Below are 14436 nucleotides of genomic sequence, written 5' to 3' on the forward strand. Positions count from 1 at the left end.
TCAACGGTCCGACAGGGCCTCGTGGACGAGCCGCTTCAGGTCCTTGAAGACCGAGTGGGAGGTCCTGGGCCGCACCTGCGTCATGAACTGCACCGTCAGGTCGCGGCCCGGGTCCACCCAGAACGTCGTCGTGGCCACGCCGCTCCAGCCGAACGCGCCGAGCCCGGACGGCACCTGGGTGCGGGACGGGTCGATCACCACGGAGCAGTTGATGCCGAAGCCGAGCCCCTCGTTGCCGGGCTCGTCGTGGGCCGGGCGGCTGCCGAAGGCCCGCAGGTCGGCGCCGCCGGGCAGGTGGTTGCGGGTCATGAGCTCCACGGTCCCCGGGGCGAGCAGCCGCACGCCGTCGAGTTCGCCGCGGCGGCGCAGCATTTCCATGAAGCGGTGGTAGTCGTGGGCCGAGCACACCATGCCGCCGCTGCCGGACAGGAACCGCGGCCGGCCGTGCAGCGGGAGCCCTGGGGCCGGTTCGATGCCGCCGCCCTCCTTCTCCCCGTACATCTCGGACAGCCGGGGCGCCTGGGCCGGCGTGATGTGGAAGCCCGCGTCCGCCATGTCGAGCGGTGCGAAGATCCGCTCGGCGCAGAAGGCGTCGAGCGGCTGCCCCGAGACGACCTCGATGATCCGGCCCAGGACGTTGCTCGCCACCGAGTAGTTCCACTCGGTCCCCGGCTCGAACTGCAGCGGCAGGCTCGCGTACACCTCGATGGTCTCGGCGAGGTCCGCGCCCGGCGGCACCGACGACTCCAGGCCCGCCGCGCGGTACAGGGCGTCGACGGGGTGCGTGTGGTAGAAGCCGAAGGTCAGGCCCGCGGTGTGGGTCATCAGATGCCGGACGAGTATCGGGCCCTCGGCGGGGCGGGTCTCGACCTCCGCCCCGGAACCGCCGACGTGGACCCGCGGGTCGGCGAAGGCGGGCAGGTGGTCGGCGACCGGGTCGTCCAGCGAGAGCCGGCCCTCCTCCACCAGCAGCAGCGCGGCGACCGCCGTGACCGGCTTCGTCATGGAGTACACCCGCCACAGCGTGTCGGGCTCGACCGGGAGCCCGGCCGCGATGTCGCGCAGGCCGTGCGTGGTGAGATGCGCGACGCGCCCGGCCCGGGCGACGGAGACGAGGAAGCCCGGCAGGCGCCCGTCGTCGACCAGCCGGGCGAAGTGCCGGTCCAGGCGGCCCAGCACCTGCGGATCCAGCCCGGCCTCACCCGGATCGATCTCTTGTCGCAGCTGTGCCATGGCTCTTCTCCCGTCGCGCTGGTCGAGATGAGATCCGGCATACCCCGCCCGGGCCGCCTCAGACCCCCGTCGTCGTGCAGGAACGGTTCGTGATCGCGCAAGAACGGGTGAGGGACCCTGAGGGGCAGCGGGGCAACGCCCTTCAGGGGCGCGGGGAACTGCGCGACCAGCCCCCACGCACCCGCACCCGAGGACCATTCACGACCGGGCCTCGGAAGCAGCCGGAGCAAACGCCGGCGTCAGGCCGTCACCTTCTCCGGCCGCGAGGCCTTGCCCCCGAGCCCGGCCCGTTCCCCCAGCGACTCCGTCGGAACCCGGTGCGTCTCCCGCGCCGACACCGCCGCGATCACCGGCGGCACGCACAACGCCGCCGTGAACAGCGCCACCGCCGACCAGTCGTCGCCGCCCGGCCCCGCGATCCGCGCCGCGAACGTCACCGCGAACCCGGCCGCCGCGAAACCGATCTGCGTGCCGACGGCCACGCCGGACAGCCGCACCCGGGTCGCGAACATCTCGCCGTAGAAGGCGGGCCACACACCGTTCGCGGCGCTGTAGACCACACCGAAGCAGACGATGCCCGTCAGGAACGTCAGAGGGTAGGAGCCCGTGGAGACCGCCCACAGGTACAGGAACATCGTCACCGCGCTGCCGGCCGCGCCGATCAGGAACACCGGGCGGCGCCCGATCCGGTCGGACAGCGTCGCCCACAGCGGGATCGCGGCGAGCGCGACGACGTTGGCCAGGGCCCCCACCCACAGCATGGCCGTACGCGACATGCCGACCGCGTCGCTCGTGGCGTACGCCAGTGCCCACACCGTGAAGATCGTGCTGACCGAGGCGACCAGCGCGCCCGCGATCACCCGCAGCACGTCCGCCCAGTGCTCGCGCAGCAGGACCACGAGCGGCATCCTGGCCACGCCGTCCGCCGCGGCCTGCCGGGCGAAGGCCGGCGTCTCGTCCAGCTTGCGGCGGATGACCCAGCCGACCACGGCGACCGCGACGCTCAGCCAGAACGGCAGCCGCCAGCCCCACGACAGCAACTGTTCCTCGGGCATCGCGGCGACCGGGATGAAGACCAGCGTGGCCAGCAGCTGGCCGCCCTGGGTGCCGCTGAGGGTGAAGCTGGTGAAGAAGCCGCGCCGGCCCGGTGGGGCGTGTTCCAGCGTCATGGAGTTGGCGCTGGCCTGCTCACCGGCCGCCGAGATGCCCTGGAGCACCCGGCACAGCACCAGCAGGACCGGGGCGAGGCCGCCGACCTGCTCCCGGGTCGGCAGACAGCCGATGAGGAACGTCGACAGGCCCATCAGCATCAGCGTGAAGACCATGATCTTCTTGCGGCCGAGCTTGTCCCCGAAGTGCCCGAGCACCAGCGCGCCGACGGGCCGGGCGGCGTACGCGACACCGAACGTGGCCAGCGACAGCAGGGTCGCCGTGGCCGGGTCGGACTCGTCGAAGAACACCTCGGGGAAGATCAGCGCGGCGGCGCTGCCGTAGATGAAGAAGTCGTAGTACTCCAGGGCACTGCCGATCCAGGCGGCGGTCGCGGCTTTCCTGGGCTGACCGGGCGGGGCGGCGGACCCTGAGGGCATGGCGGGGACGGACACGGCGGCTCCTTGGCGGGCTCCGCCCAGGGCGGAGTGGGATGAACGGAGAGCAGAGGGGGACGTGCCGGATCGCGGCTAATTAACCCACTGGGTAGTTAACTGGGGGTGGCCAGTGATGCTGCGCCGGAGTGCCGCCGGTGTCAAGGGGTCGCGCTCCGGGGGTTCAGTCCGCCGTCCGCTCCGCCGTCAGATACGCGATCACCATGTCGCCCAGCATGGCGCGGTAGTGCGCGCGCTGTGCCCGGTCGAGCAGGTCGCGGCCGAACAGCGCGCCGAAGGTGTGCCGGTTGGAGACCCGGAAGAAGCAGAACGAGGAGATCATCGCGTGCAGGTCGACGGCGTCGACGTCCGCCGTGAACAGGCCCGACTCCTGGCCCGAGGCCAGGATCCGGCGGATCACGTCCAGGGCGGGGGAGCCGATCTTCCCGAGCTTCTCGGAGGCCGCGATGTGGTGCGCCTCGTGGATGTTCTCGATGCTGACCAGGCGGATGAAGTCGGGGTGCTGCTCGTGGTGGTCGAAGGTCAGCTCCGCCAGGCGCCGGATGGCCGCCACCGGGTCCAGGTGGTCGACGTCGAGCTGCTGCTCGGCCTCCCGGATCACCCCGTACGCGCGCTCCAGCACAGCCGTGAACAGCTGTTCCTTGCCGCCGAAGTAGTAGTAGATCATCCGCTTGGTGGTGCGGGTGCGGGCGGCGATCTCGTCCACCCGGGCCCCGTCGTAGCCGGCCCGCGCGAACTCCTGTGTGGCGACGTCGAGGATCTCGGCCCGGGTGCGGGCCGCGTCACGGATGCGCTCGCCAGGCCGTGCCGGTTCTTCGACGCTGGTCATCAGGTTCCTTAGGGCGGAGGGGCCGGTGCCGGTGATTCTAGAAGCAGGGGCCCGCCCGGCCGCGGGGGTCTTCCCGGGCTCGTCCCCGACTGATATAGCTAACGTACTGGTTCGTACATTAGTGAGCCCCTCAGGAGGCGCGCGTGCCCCACAGGTCGTATCTCGTCGGTCTGATCGGTTCCGGCATCGGCCCGTCGCTCAGTCCGGCCCTGCACGAGCGGGAGGCCGGCCGGCAGGGCCTGCGCCTGGTGTACCGGCCGATCGACATCGACACCCTCGGTGTGCCGCCCGAGGCCGTGGGCGATCTGCTGCGGGCCGCCCGCGACCTGGGCTTCGACGGGCTCAACATCACCCACCCCTGCAAACAGCTCGTCATCGAGCACCTGGACGCGCTCACCCCGCAGGCCGAGGCGCTGGGCGCGGTCAACACCGTCGTCTTCGAGGACGGCCGCGCGGTCGGCCACAACACGGACGTCACCGGCTTCGCCGCCTCCTTCGCCCGCGGGCTGCCCGACGCGCCACTGGAACGGGTCGTGCAGCTGGGCGCCGGCGGTGCGGGCGCGGCCGTCGCCCACGCCACGCTCACCCTCGGCGCCGAACGCGTCACGGTCGTCGACGCCCTGCCCGAGCGGGCCGCCGCCCTGGCCGGTTCCCTCAACCGCGCCTTCGGGGAAGGACGCGCCGCCGCCGCGCCCCCGGAACGGCGGACCGAGCTGCTCGCGCAGGCCGACGGCATCGTCCACGCCACGCCCACCGGCATGGCGGCCCACCCCGGTCTGCCCCTGCCCGCCGAGCTGCTCCACCCCGGACTCTGGGTCGCCGAGGTGGTCTACCGGCCGCTGGAGACCGAGCTGCTGCGCACCGCCCGGGCTCTGGGCTGCGCCACCCTCGACGGCGGAGGCATGGCCGCCTTCCAGGCCGCCGACGCGTTCCGCCTGTTCACCGGCCAAGAACCCGACGCCGCGCGGATGCTGGCGGACCTGACCGAACTGGCCGGAACCGTCGGGGCTTCGAACTAGAAAGAGGTACCGCCGTTGCGCACGTCCATCGCCACCGTCTCCCTCAGCGGCTCCCTCACCGAGAAACTCGACGCCGCCGCCCGGGCCGGTTTCGACGGGGTGGAGATCTTCGAGAACGACCTGCTGGCCAGCCCCCTCACCCCCGAGGACGTCCGCGCCCGCTGCGCCGACCTCGGCCTGCGGATCGACCTCTACCAGCCGATGCGGGACATCGAGGCCGTGCCCGAGGCCGAGTTCGCCCGGAACCTGCGGCGGGCCCGGCACAAGTTCGAGCTGATGCGCCGGCTCGGCGCCGACACGGTCCTCGTCTGCTCCAGCGTCTCCCCGCAGGCGGTGGACGACGACGCCCTCGCCGCCGAACAGCTGAGCCGGCTCGCCGACGCGGCCCGGGAAGCCGGTGTCCGGGTGGCCTACGAGGCCCTCGCCTGGGGCCGGCACGTCAGCACCTACGACCACGCCTGGCGCATCGTCGAGGCGGCCGGGCACCCGGCGCTCGGCACCTGCCTGGACAGCTTCCACATCCTCTCCCGCGGCACCGGCACGCAGGGCATCGAGGACATCCCCGGCGAGAAGATCTTCTTCCTCCAGCTCGCCGACGCCCCGCTGCTCGCCATGGACGTGCTCCAGTGGAGCCGCCACTACCGCTGCTTCCCCGGCCAGGGCGGCTTCGACGTCGCGGGCCTGGTGCGGCACGTGCTGGCCACCGGCTACGACGGCCCGCTGTCCCTGGAGGTCTTCAACGACGTCTTCCGGCAGTCCGAGGCCGGAGCGACCGCCGTCGACGCCCGGCGCTCCCTGCTGCTGCTCCAGGAGGAGGTGGGCAAGGCTCCCCTGCCCGGTCCCGTCGTCCCCACCGGTGTCGCCTTCGCCGAACTGGTCACGCCCGATGCCGAACCCCTGGCCGCGCTGCTCGGCGCCCTGGGCTTCACCCGCACCGCACGCCATCGCGGCAAGCCCGTCGGCCTCTGGGAGCAGGGCGACGCCCGGATCCTGGTCAACACCGGGCCGGCCGTCCGCCGGGACGGCGCCCGGCTCGCCGCGATCGGCCTGGAGTCACCGGACCCGGCCGCGGCGGCCCGGCGCGCCGAGGCGCTGCTCGCGCCCGTCCTGCCGCGCCGCCGGGCCCCCGGGGACGCCCCGCTGGACGCCGTCGCCGCTCCCGACGGCACGGAGCTGTTCTTCTGCGCCGGCGACCGCCCGCAACGGCCCGGCTGGCGGGCCGACTTCGAGGACACGGGCCGGCCGCCGGGGCAGGCGGGCATCCGGGGCATCGACCACCTCGCCCTCACCCAGCCCTGGCACCACTTCGACGAGGCGGCCCTCTTCCACCGCGGGGTGCTCGGCCTGCACGCCCAGGGGAGCGTGGACGTCGCCGACCCCTATGGCCTGCTGCGCAGCCGCGCCGTCACCAACGCCGACGGCAGTGTCCGGATCGCCCTCACCGTCGGCGCCGCGCCCACGGACGACACCGTCCACGCCCAGCACATCGCCCTGGCCACCGACGACGTGGTCGCCGCGGCCCGCCGCTTCCGGGAGGCGGGCGGCAGTCCGCTGCCGGTCCCGTCGAACTACTACGACGGCCTCGCCGCCCGCTTCGCATTCGCCGACGGCGAGCTGGAGACGTACCGCGACCTCGGCATCCTCTACGACCGCGACGCCCACGGCGTCTTCCGCCACTGCTACACCCGCACCGTCGGACGGGTCTTCTTCGAACTGGTCCAGCGCGACGGCGGCTACCGGGGCTACGGCGCCGTCAACGCCCCGGTACGGCTGGCCGCGCAGCACGCGGTGCGGGCGCTCACTGGCGGCTGACGGTCCGGGTGATGCCGGTGACGACGGTGGTGGCCAGCGTCCAGCCCGTGACGACCAGGGCGTAGGAGAACCACTGGTACCGGCCGGCGGGCGCGAAGGCGCCCTCCTGCCCGAAGGAGATCACGGGCAGGAGCAGGTCGAGTGTGTAGAACACGGGGTTGAACTGCGGGGCCTCGTCCGCCTTCAGCGGCCGGGGATGGTGCAGCGCGAACGTGAGGGAGCCGATCACGAGCAGCGACAGCAGCCAGCCCGCCGCCCGCAGCGGGCGGAAGCCGTAACCGACGGTGGCGTCCTGCACATAGCCCCACAGCCGGCCGTACCAGGGCAGGGTGCCGCGGTGGCGGCGCTGCTTGGCGAGCTGGACGCGCCGGGCGGCATGGTCGTCGCCGATCCGCCGGTAGGCGGCGGTCAACTGCTCGTAGGCGTGCGGGACATAGCCGTCGCCGTCGCGCTCCAGCATCGTCAGGCGGCGCCGGGCGGGCACGTGCGGAGTGAGCGAGGTGTAGACGAGGCCGTCGAGCAGGACCCTTGGCGGGATCACCTCCGGCTCCAGCCACAGCACGTCCACCTGGGCGCGGCGCAGGTTGAGCGTGCCCTCCAGCGGGGGACTCTCGCGCAGCCAGAGTTCCCCGATGACACAGCTGCCGGCGCGCAGCGCCGGGCCCCCGGGGTTCACCAGGCGGGCGTGCGACAGGTTGAGCCTTCCCGTGACGCGGGCGCCGCGCAGGCCGATCCAGCCGAGCACCGACGCGCTGCGCAGGAGGACGTCGCCCTCCGCCGTGAGCGTCTCCGCGTCGAGGGCGATCTCTCCGGCGCCGGCCTCCAGCCGCGTCTCGTTGAAGTCGATCGTCCCGGCCACCGAGGCGCCCGTCAGCCGCACCTCGCCGCGTGTCCGCAGGCCCGGCGCGGACAGACCGTCCCCGATCGTCACATGGTTGAGCTGGAGCACCGGCTGGCCCGGGGGCGCTTGGCCGATGTCGGCACCGTCCAGGAACAGGGCACCGGAGAGCTGCGCGCCACCGAGCTTGACGGGCCCGTCGATGAGGCAGTCCGACAGGCGCAGGACGCCGTCGACGCGCAGGGTGGCGGCCTCCAGGCCGGGCAGTACGGACCGGCGCAGGTTCAGCTGGCGCAGCCGGGCCGCGTACAGGACGGGCACGTCCTCGAAGAAGCAGTCGCTGAGCCGGACGGCGTGGTCGATGTCGCTGTACTGGAGGTTCAGCACCCCGGTGATCCGCGCGCCCGCCAGCCGGAGGGCGGCCGTCTCCCCGTCCTCCTGCGGGGAGCTCAGCAGCAGGGCCCGCACCACGGACGCCCGCACGGTCCGTTCGGGACCCCATTCCGCGCCCCGCGTCGGATCCTCGTCGCCCTGGTCCCGGAGGTCCACGTTCTCCCCGCGCGGAAAGGCGCGCCACACCCGCTCCTCGGCGGGCGTCATGTCGGTGATCTCCATCAGCGGGGACTCTGACGCGCCCGGCCGGAGGCTGTCAACACAGAGCCCGCTTATGAACCCCCGCCTGCGCCCCGACGCCCGGCACGCACCCTCGCCGCACGCCGAGGGCACGCACCGAACGCCGCTGCGCCCGCGCTCCGCGCGGACGACGGGGGTTCAGAAGCAGGCTCTCACCTCCGGCCGGGGCTCGTTACGCCCTGGAGTTCCACTCCGCGATCACGGGTCGGCCGTGCTCGGTCGACAGCCGGCTGACCGTGCCGGTCTCCAGCCGGAACAACTGCCCCCGCGCCGGGGGCAGACCCAGCCGGCGGGCCGTCAGGACGCGGAGGAAGTGCCCGTGCGCCACCAGCATCACATCGCCCTCGGGCAGCGACTTCTCCGCCCGGGCCAGCACCCGGTCGGCGCGTTCGCCGACCTCCTCGGGGGACTCGCCGGGCCGGCCGTCGGGGCCGGGCGGCCCCCCGTCGGTCCACAGGTCCCAGTCGGGCCGGGTGCGGTGTATCTCCTCGGTGGTGACGCCCTCGTAGGCGCCGTAGTACCACTCGTGCAGGTCCGCGTCCCGCACGGTCCCGGTCAGGCCCGCGAGTTCGGCGGTGCGCACCGCGCGGGCGAGCGGGCTGGTCAGGACCAGTGCGAAGGCACGGCCCGCCAGGAGCGGGGCGAGGGAGGCGGCCTGCTCCTCACCGTGCGGGGTGAGGGGCAGGTCGGTGAAGCTGGTGTGCTGTCCGCTCCGGCTCCACTCCGTCTCGCCGTGGCGGACCAGCAGCAGATCGCCCACGCCTACGCCTTCTTCGCGGACTCGACGGCGTGGCCGCCGAACTGGTTGCGCAGCGCCGCGATCATCTTCATCTGCGGAGAGTCGTCCTGCCGGGAGGCGAACCGGGAGAACAGGGAAGCGGTGATCGCGGGCAGCGGCACGGAGTTGTCGATCGCCGCCTCCACGGTCCAGCGCCCCTCGCCGGAGTCCTGGGCGTAACCGCGCAGGCCCTCCAGGTGCTCGTCCTCGTCGAGGGCGTTGACCGCGAGGTCCAGCAGCCAGGAGCGGATGACGGTGCCGTCCTGCCAGGAGCGGAACACCTCGCGGACGTTGTCGACCGAGTCCACGGCCTCCAGCAGCTCCCAGCCCTCGGCGTAGGCCTGCATCATGGCGTACTCGATGCCGTTGTGGACCATCTTCGCGAAGTGCCCGGCGCCCACCTTGCCCGCGTGGACGAAGCCGTACGGGCCTTCCGGCTTGAGCGCCTCGAAGATCGGCCGGAGCCGGTCGACGTACTCCTTCTCGCCGCCGACCATCAGGGCGTAGCCGTTCTTCAGGCCCCACACGCCGCCGGAGACGCCCGCGTCGACGAAGCCGATGCCGCGCTTGCTCAGCTCCTCGGCGTGCTTCTCGTCGTCCGTCCAGCGGGAGTTGCCGCCGTCGACCACCGTGTCGTAGGGCTTGAGGAGGTCCGCCAGACGGTCGATGACGTGCTGGGTGGGGTCACCGGCCGGGACCATGACCCAGACCGTGCGCGGCGCCTCCAGTTGGTTGACGAGGTCGGCCAGACTGGCGACGTCGGACTTGTCCGGGTTGGTGTCGTAGCCGATGACGGTGTGGCCGGCGTTGCGCAGGCGCTCGCGCATGTTGCCGCCCATCTTGCCGAGACCCACAAGACCGATCTGCATGTCAGTTCACTTCCCGAAGATTGCGGTAGGCGGCCACCAGCGCGGCCGTGGACGGGTCGAGACCGGGGACGTCGGCGCCCTCGGTCAGGGCGGGCTCGACGCGCTTGGCGAGGACCTTGCCGAGCTCGACGCCCCACTGGTCGAAGGAGTCGATGTTCCACCACGCCCTCGGCCCGCACCTCCTCGGCGGTCTTGCCGAAGGCCAGCGCCTGCCCCTGCGCGAAAAGGTTGGCCATCAGCAGGTCGTGCTGGGCCTTCAGTTCGTCGCTCAGCTCGGCGACCGGCCGGGCGAAGCCGATCAGGTCGGCCGGGATGAGCTTGGTGCCCTGGTGGATGAGCTGGTAATAGGCGTGCTGCCCGTTGGTGCCCGGCGTGCCCCACACCACCGGCCCGGTCTGCCAGTCCACCGGGTTCCCGTCGCGGTCAACCGACTTGCCGTTGGACTCCATGTCGAGCTGCTGGAGGTAGGCGGTGAACTTGGACAGGTAGTGGCTGTAGGGCAGCACCGCGTGCGACTGGGCGTCGTGGAGGCCGATCGCGATCATCAGGGACAGGCCGATCGCGGAGTCGTACGAGTAGCGGCCGCCGACCCAGTCCCAGAACTCGAACATGTTGTCGACGTCGATGCCGAACCCGGCGACCTTCTCCGCGTTGGTCGACAGGGCGACGAAGTGCTTCGCCACCGCCTTTTCGTCGCCCCCCAGCCCCTCCAGCAGCCAAGAGCGCGCGGACGTGGCGTTGGTGACCGTCTCGATCGTGGTGAAGGTCTTGGACGCCACGATGAACAGCGTCTCCGCCGGGTCCAGGTCGCGCACCGCCTCGTGGAGGTCGGAGCCGTCCACGTTCGACACGAACCGGAACGTCAGCTCCCGGTCGGTGAACGGCCGCAGCGCCTCGTAGGCCATCGCCGGGCCGAGGTCGGAGCCGCCGATGCCGATGTTGACGACGTTGCGGATCCGCTTGCCGGTGTGGCCGGTCCACTCGCCGGAGCGCACCCGGTCCGCGAAGGCGGCCATCTTGTCGAGCACGGCGTGCACCCCGCCCGGGGTCCGCCGCGAACAGCTCGCGCAGACCGGGCTGCGGGGCGTCCTTGCGGTGGTCCTCCAGGGCGGTCCACTCGGGCCGCCGGGTGAGCCGGGGGGTACCGGAGGGGGAGTCAGACATGGGCAGGGGTCTCCTCGGTCGCCGCGCCGTTCAGGGCGATGGCGTACATCTCGTCGGCGTCGAGGCGCCTCAGCTCCTCGGCGATGAGTTCGGAGGTGGCACGGACCTTGAGCGCGAGGGTGCGCGACGGCTGGCCCGGCAGGGTCAGCGTGGCCAGCGGCCCTTCGGGGCGGTCGATGACGATCTCCCCGTTCTCCGTGCCCAGGCGCACGGCCGTCACCACCGGCCCGGCGGTGACCACGCGGTCCACCCGGACGTGCAGCCGCGCTTCCAGCCAGCGGGCCAGCAGCTCGGCGGCCGGGTTCTCGGCCTCGGCCTCCACCGCCGCCGAGACGATCCGCGCCCGGGCCTGGTCCAGCGCCGCCGCCAGCATCGAACGCCAGGGCGTCAGCCGGGTCCAGGCGAGGTCGGTGTCACCGGGCGCGTAGGAGCGGACCCGGGTCTGGAGCGTCTCCAGGGGGTTCTCGACGGCGTACAGGTCGGTGATCCGCCGCTGGGCCAGCGCCCCGAGCGGGTCCTTGGAGGGCACCTCGGGGGCGTCCACCGGCCACCACACCACCACCGGCGCGTCCGGCAGCAGCAGCGGCAGCACGACCGAGTCGGCGTGGTCGGACACCTCGCCGTAGGTCCGCAGGATCACCGTCTCGCCGGTGCCGGCGTCAGCGCCCACCCGGACCTCGGCGTCCAGCCGGGAGGACTGGCGGTCGCGCGGGGTGCGGGCGTGCCGCTTGATGACGACCAGGGTGCGCGAGGGGTGCTCGTGCGAGGCCTCCTCGGCCGCCTTGATCGCGTCGTAGGCGTTCTCCTCGTCCGTGACGATCACCATCGTCAGGACCATGCCCACGGCGGGCGTGCCGATGGCGCGGCGGCCCTGCACCAGCGCCTTGTTGATCTTGCTTGCCGTGGTGTCGGTCAGGTCGATCTTCATGGCCTGCGCCAGCTCCGTCCGTCTCGTGCGAGCATCTCGTCGGCTTCCTCGGGTCCCCAGCTGCCCGAGGCGTACTGCGCGGGCCGGCCGTGCATGGCCCAGTACTGCTCGATCGGGTCGAGGATCTTCCAGGACTCTTCCACTTCCTGGTGACGGGGGAACAGGTTGGCGTCGCCCAGGAGGACGTCGAGGATCAGCCGTTCGTACGCCTCGGGGCTCGACTCGGTGAACGACTCGCCGTAGGCGAAGTCCATCGTCACGTCCCGGATCTCCATTGAGGTGCCCGGCACCTTCGAGCCGAAGCGGACCGTCATGCCCTCGTCCGGCTGGACGCGGATGACGATCGCGTTGGAGCCCAGCTCCTCGGTCGCTGTGGAGTCGAAGGGGGAGTGCGGGGCCCGCTGGAAGACCACCGCGATCTCCGTCACCCGGCGGCCCAGCCGCTTGCCGGTGCGCAGGTAGAACGGGACGCCGGCCCAGCGGCGGTTGTCCACCTGGAGCCGGACCGCGGCGTACGTGTCGGTGGTGGACGACTGGTCGATGCCGTCCTCCTCCAGATAGCCGCGCACCTTCGTGCCGCCCTGCCAGGCCGCCGCGTACTGGCCGCGCACGGTGCCCTGGCCCAGGTCCTGCGGCAGCCGCACGGCCTTGAGGACCTTCAGCTTCTCGGTGAGAAGCGAGGCGGCGTCGAAGGCGGCCGGCTCCTCCATCGCGGTGAGCGCCATCAGCTGGAGCAGGTGGTTCTGGATGACGTCACGGGCGGCGCCGATGCCGTCGTAGTACCCGGCCCGGCCGCCGATGCCGATGTCCTCGGCCATGGTGATCTGCACGTGGTCCACGAAGGACCGGTTCCAGATCACGATGCGGTTGAGCTCCTCGGCCGACCGCAGGTCGTGCCCGAACGGCTTCTCGATGACCGCGCGGCGCCAGGAACCCTCGGGGGCGCTCGCCAGCTTGTGCTTCTTCAGCTGCTGGACGACCTTCGGGAAGAACTTCGGCGGCACCGACAGGTAGAAGGCGTAGTTGCCGCTGGTGCCCCGGGAGGCGTCCAGCTCCTCCACGGCGGAGCGCAGCTGCTTGAACGCCGTGTCGTCGTCGAAGTCGCCGGGGATGAACCGCATGCCCTCGGCGAGCTGCTGCCAGACCTCCTCGCGGAACGGGGTCCGGGCGTGCTCACGCACCGCGTCGTGCACGACCTGCGCGAAGTCCTGGTCCTCCCAGTCCCGGCGGGCGAAGCCCACCAGCGAGAAGCCCGGCGGCAGCAGGCCGCGGTTGGCCAGGTCGTACACGGCCGGCATGAGCTTCTTGCGGGACAGGTCGCCGGTGACGCCGAAGATGACCAGCCCGGAGGGGCCCGCGATCCTGGGCAGCCGGCGGTCCTGCGGGTCGCGCAGCGGGTTGACGAAGTCGGTGTCGGTGTCGGTGTCGGCGCGGTCCACGGACGGGGCGGCCTCCGCCGTGCCGCTCACCCCGGTCTGCTCGACCCCGGCCGCCTCCTGCGCGGCCCGGGCCTCCTTGTCCTCCTTGGTCCCCTTGGTCTCCTGTTCGGCCGTCTGGGGGATGCCCTCGATGCCCTCGCTCATTCCGCGTCAACTCCCTTGCTGTTCAAGGACTTGGTGACCGCGTCCAGCAGGTCCTGCCAGGCCACCTCGAACTTGGCCACGCCCTCGTCCTCCAGTTGCCGCACCACCTCGTCGTATGCAATGCCGAGCCGTTCGACGGCCGCCAGGTCCGCGCGGGCCCGGTCGTAGCCGCCGGTGACGGTGTCGCCCCGGACGTCGCCGTGGTCGGCGACGGCGTTCAGCGTTGCCTCCGGCATGGTGTTGACCGTGCCGGGGGCGACCAGCTCGTCCACGTACAGGGTGTCCTTGTAGGCCGGGTCCTTCACACCGGTGGAGGCCCAAAGGGGGCGCTGCCGGTTGGCTCCGGCGCCTTCCAGGGCCTGCCAGCGCTCCCCCTCGAAGACCTGTTCGTACGCCTCGTAGGCGAGCCGGGCGTTGGCCAGGGCCGCCCGGCCCTTCAGGGCGAGGGCCTCGTCCGTGCCCAGCAGCGTCAGCCGCTTGTCGATCTCGGAGTCCACGCGGGAGACGAAGAACGACGCGACCGAGTGGATCGCCGACAGGCCGAGCCCGGCCGTCCGCGCCTTCTCCAGGCCGGCGAGGTAGGCGTCCATCACCTCGCGGTAGCGCTCCAGGGAGAAGATCAGCGTCACATTGACACTGATACCCGCTCCGATCACTTCCGTGATCGCCGGCAGGCCCGCCTTCGTCGCCGGGATCTTGATCATCACGTTGGGGCGGTCCACCAGCCAGGCCAGCTGCCGGGCCTCGGCGACGGTCGCCGCCGTGTCGTGGGCGAGGCGCGGGTCGACCTCGATGGAGACCCGGCCGTCCCGGCCGCCACTCGCCTCGTACACCGGCCGCAGCACGTCGGCGGCGGCCCGGACGTCGGCGGTCGTCATCATCCGGACGGCCTCGTCGACGGTCACACCGCGCACCGCCAGGTCGGCGAGCTGCTCCTCGTAGCCCACACCGGAGCCGATGGCGGCCTGGAAGATGGACGGGTTGGTGGTGACGCCGACGACGTTCCGCGTGGCGACGAGCCCGGCCAGGCCGCCGGACTCGATCCGCCGGCGCGACAGGTCGTCGAGCCAGATCGACACGCCCTCGTCGGACAGGCGCTGGAGTGCTCCCGCGGTAGCGGTCGCTTCGGTCACAGTGATCATCTTC

11 protein-coding genes and 1 pseudogene are annotated in these 14436 nt (G+C 72.2%); 2 read left to right on the forward strand and 10 right to left on the reverse strand.

Translation table 11 applies throughout. The annotated features are described in order from the left end of the window. The 3 genes from OO68_RS08580 to OO68_RS08590 form a co-directional block, all read right to left on the reverse strand. On the reverse strand, positions 1–1233 hold the full coding sequence (locus OO68_RS08580; protein WP_033307610.1) for a serine hydrolase domain-containing protein: 1233 nt from the start codon (positions 1231–1233) through the stop codon (positions 1–3). A 239-nt stretch (positions 1234–1472) separates the two neighbouring features. Then, positions 1473–2837: an MFS transporter gene (locus tag OO68_RS08585; RefSeq protein ID WP_033307611.1), complete on the reverse strand. Its 1365-nt coding sequence runs from the start codon at positions 2835–2837 to the stop codon at positions 1473–1475. Positions 2838–3000: 163 nt separating this feature from the next. Continuing rightward, the gene (locus OO68_RS08590; protein WP_033307612.1) at positions 3001–3666 is read right to left on the reverse strand and encodes a TetR/AcrR family transcriptional regulator; all 666 of its coding nucleotides are present in this window, start codon (positions 3664–3666) and stop codon (positions 3001–3003) included. A 143-nt stretch (positions 3667–3809) separates the two neighbouring features. On the opposite strand from OO68_RS08590, the gene OO68_RS08595 reads away from it, so the two are divergent. Together OO68_RS08595 and OO68_RS08600 are read left to right on the forward strand one after the other, a co-directional pair. Beyond that, entirely contained in the window at positions 3810–4685 is an 876-nt protein-coding gene (locus OO68_RS08595; RefSeq protein WP_033307613.1) for a shikimate dehydrogenase, read from the forward strand. A gap of 15 nt (positions 4686–4700) precedes the next feature. Beyond that, complete coding sequence (locus OO68_RS08600) at positions 4701–6497, forward strand: bifunctional sugar phosphate isomerase/epimerase/4-hydroxyphenylpyruvate dioxygenase family protein (RefSeq protein WP_033307614.1); 1797 nt, start codon at positions 4701–4703, stop codon at positions 6495–6497. Here the strand turns inward: OO68_RS08600 and OO68_RS08605 are convergent. The 7 genes and pseudogenes from OO68_RS08605 to tal all read right to left on the reverse strand — a co-directional run bounded on the left by OO68_RS08605 (position 6484) and on the right by tal (position 14432). Next, entirely contained in the window at positions 6484–7950 is a 1467-nt protein-coding gene (locus OO68_RS08605) for a hypothetical protein (protein WP_033307615.1), read from the reverse strand. The two genes, OO68_RS08600 and OO68_RS08605, sit on opposite strands and share 14 nt — an antisense overlap. Before the next feature lie 190 nt (positions 7951–8140). Then, positions 8141–8728 (reverse strand): histidine phosphatase family protein, encoded by a 588-nt coding sequence (locus OO68_RS08610; RefSeq protein ID WP_033307616.1) that lies wholly within the window; start codon positions 8726–8728, stop codon positions 8141–8143. A gap of 2 nt (positions 8729–8730) precedes the next feature. Beyond that, entirely contained in the window at positions 8731–9615 is an 885-nt protein-coding gene (gene gnd / locus OO68_RS08615; protein WP_033307617.1) for a phosphogluconate dehydrogenase (NAD(+)-dependent, decarboxylating), read from the reverse strand. Position 9616: 1 nt separating this feature from the next. Further along, positions 9617–10715 (reverse strand): annotated as a pseudogene (locus tag OO68_RS43845) (glucose-6-phosphate isomerase); the annotation flags it as partial. Between the two features lie 56 nt (positions 10716–10771). After that, complete coding sequence (opcA, locus tag OO68_RS08625) at positions 10772–11707, reverse strand: glucose-6-phosphate dehydrogenase assembly protein OpcA (RefSeq protein ID WP_033307619.1); 936 nt, start codon at positions 11705–11707, stop codon at positions 10772–10774. After that, positions 11704–13290, reverse strand: coding sequence for a glucose-6-phosphate dehydrogenase (locus OO68_RS08630; RefSeq protein WP_106974293.1), 1587 nt, complete (start codon positions 13288–13290; stop codon positions 11704–11706). The genes opcA and OO68_RS08630 overlap by 4 nt, the downstream gene beginning before the upstream one ends. Beyond that, a complete protein-coding gene (gene tal / locus OO68_RS08635) occupies positions 13287–14432 on the reverse strand; it encodes a transaldolase (protein ID WP_033307620.1) in 1146 nt (381 codons plus the stop codon). Before tal ends, OO68_RS08630 begins: the two co-directional genes overlap by 4 nt. Positions 14433–14436 lie beyond the last annotated feature (4 nt).

It is taken from the genome of Streptomyces iakyrus, assembly GCF_000717055.1.
GTDB classification, from domain to species: domain Bacteria; phylum Actinomycetota; class Actinomycetes; order Streptomycetales; family Streptomycetaceae; genus Streptomyces; species Streptomyces iakyrus.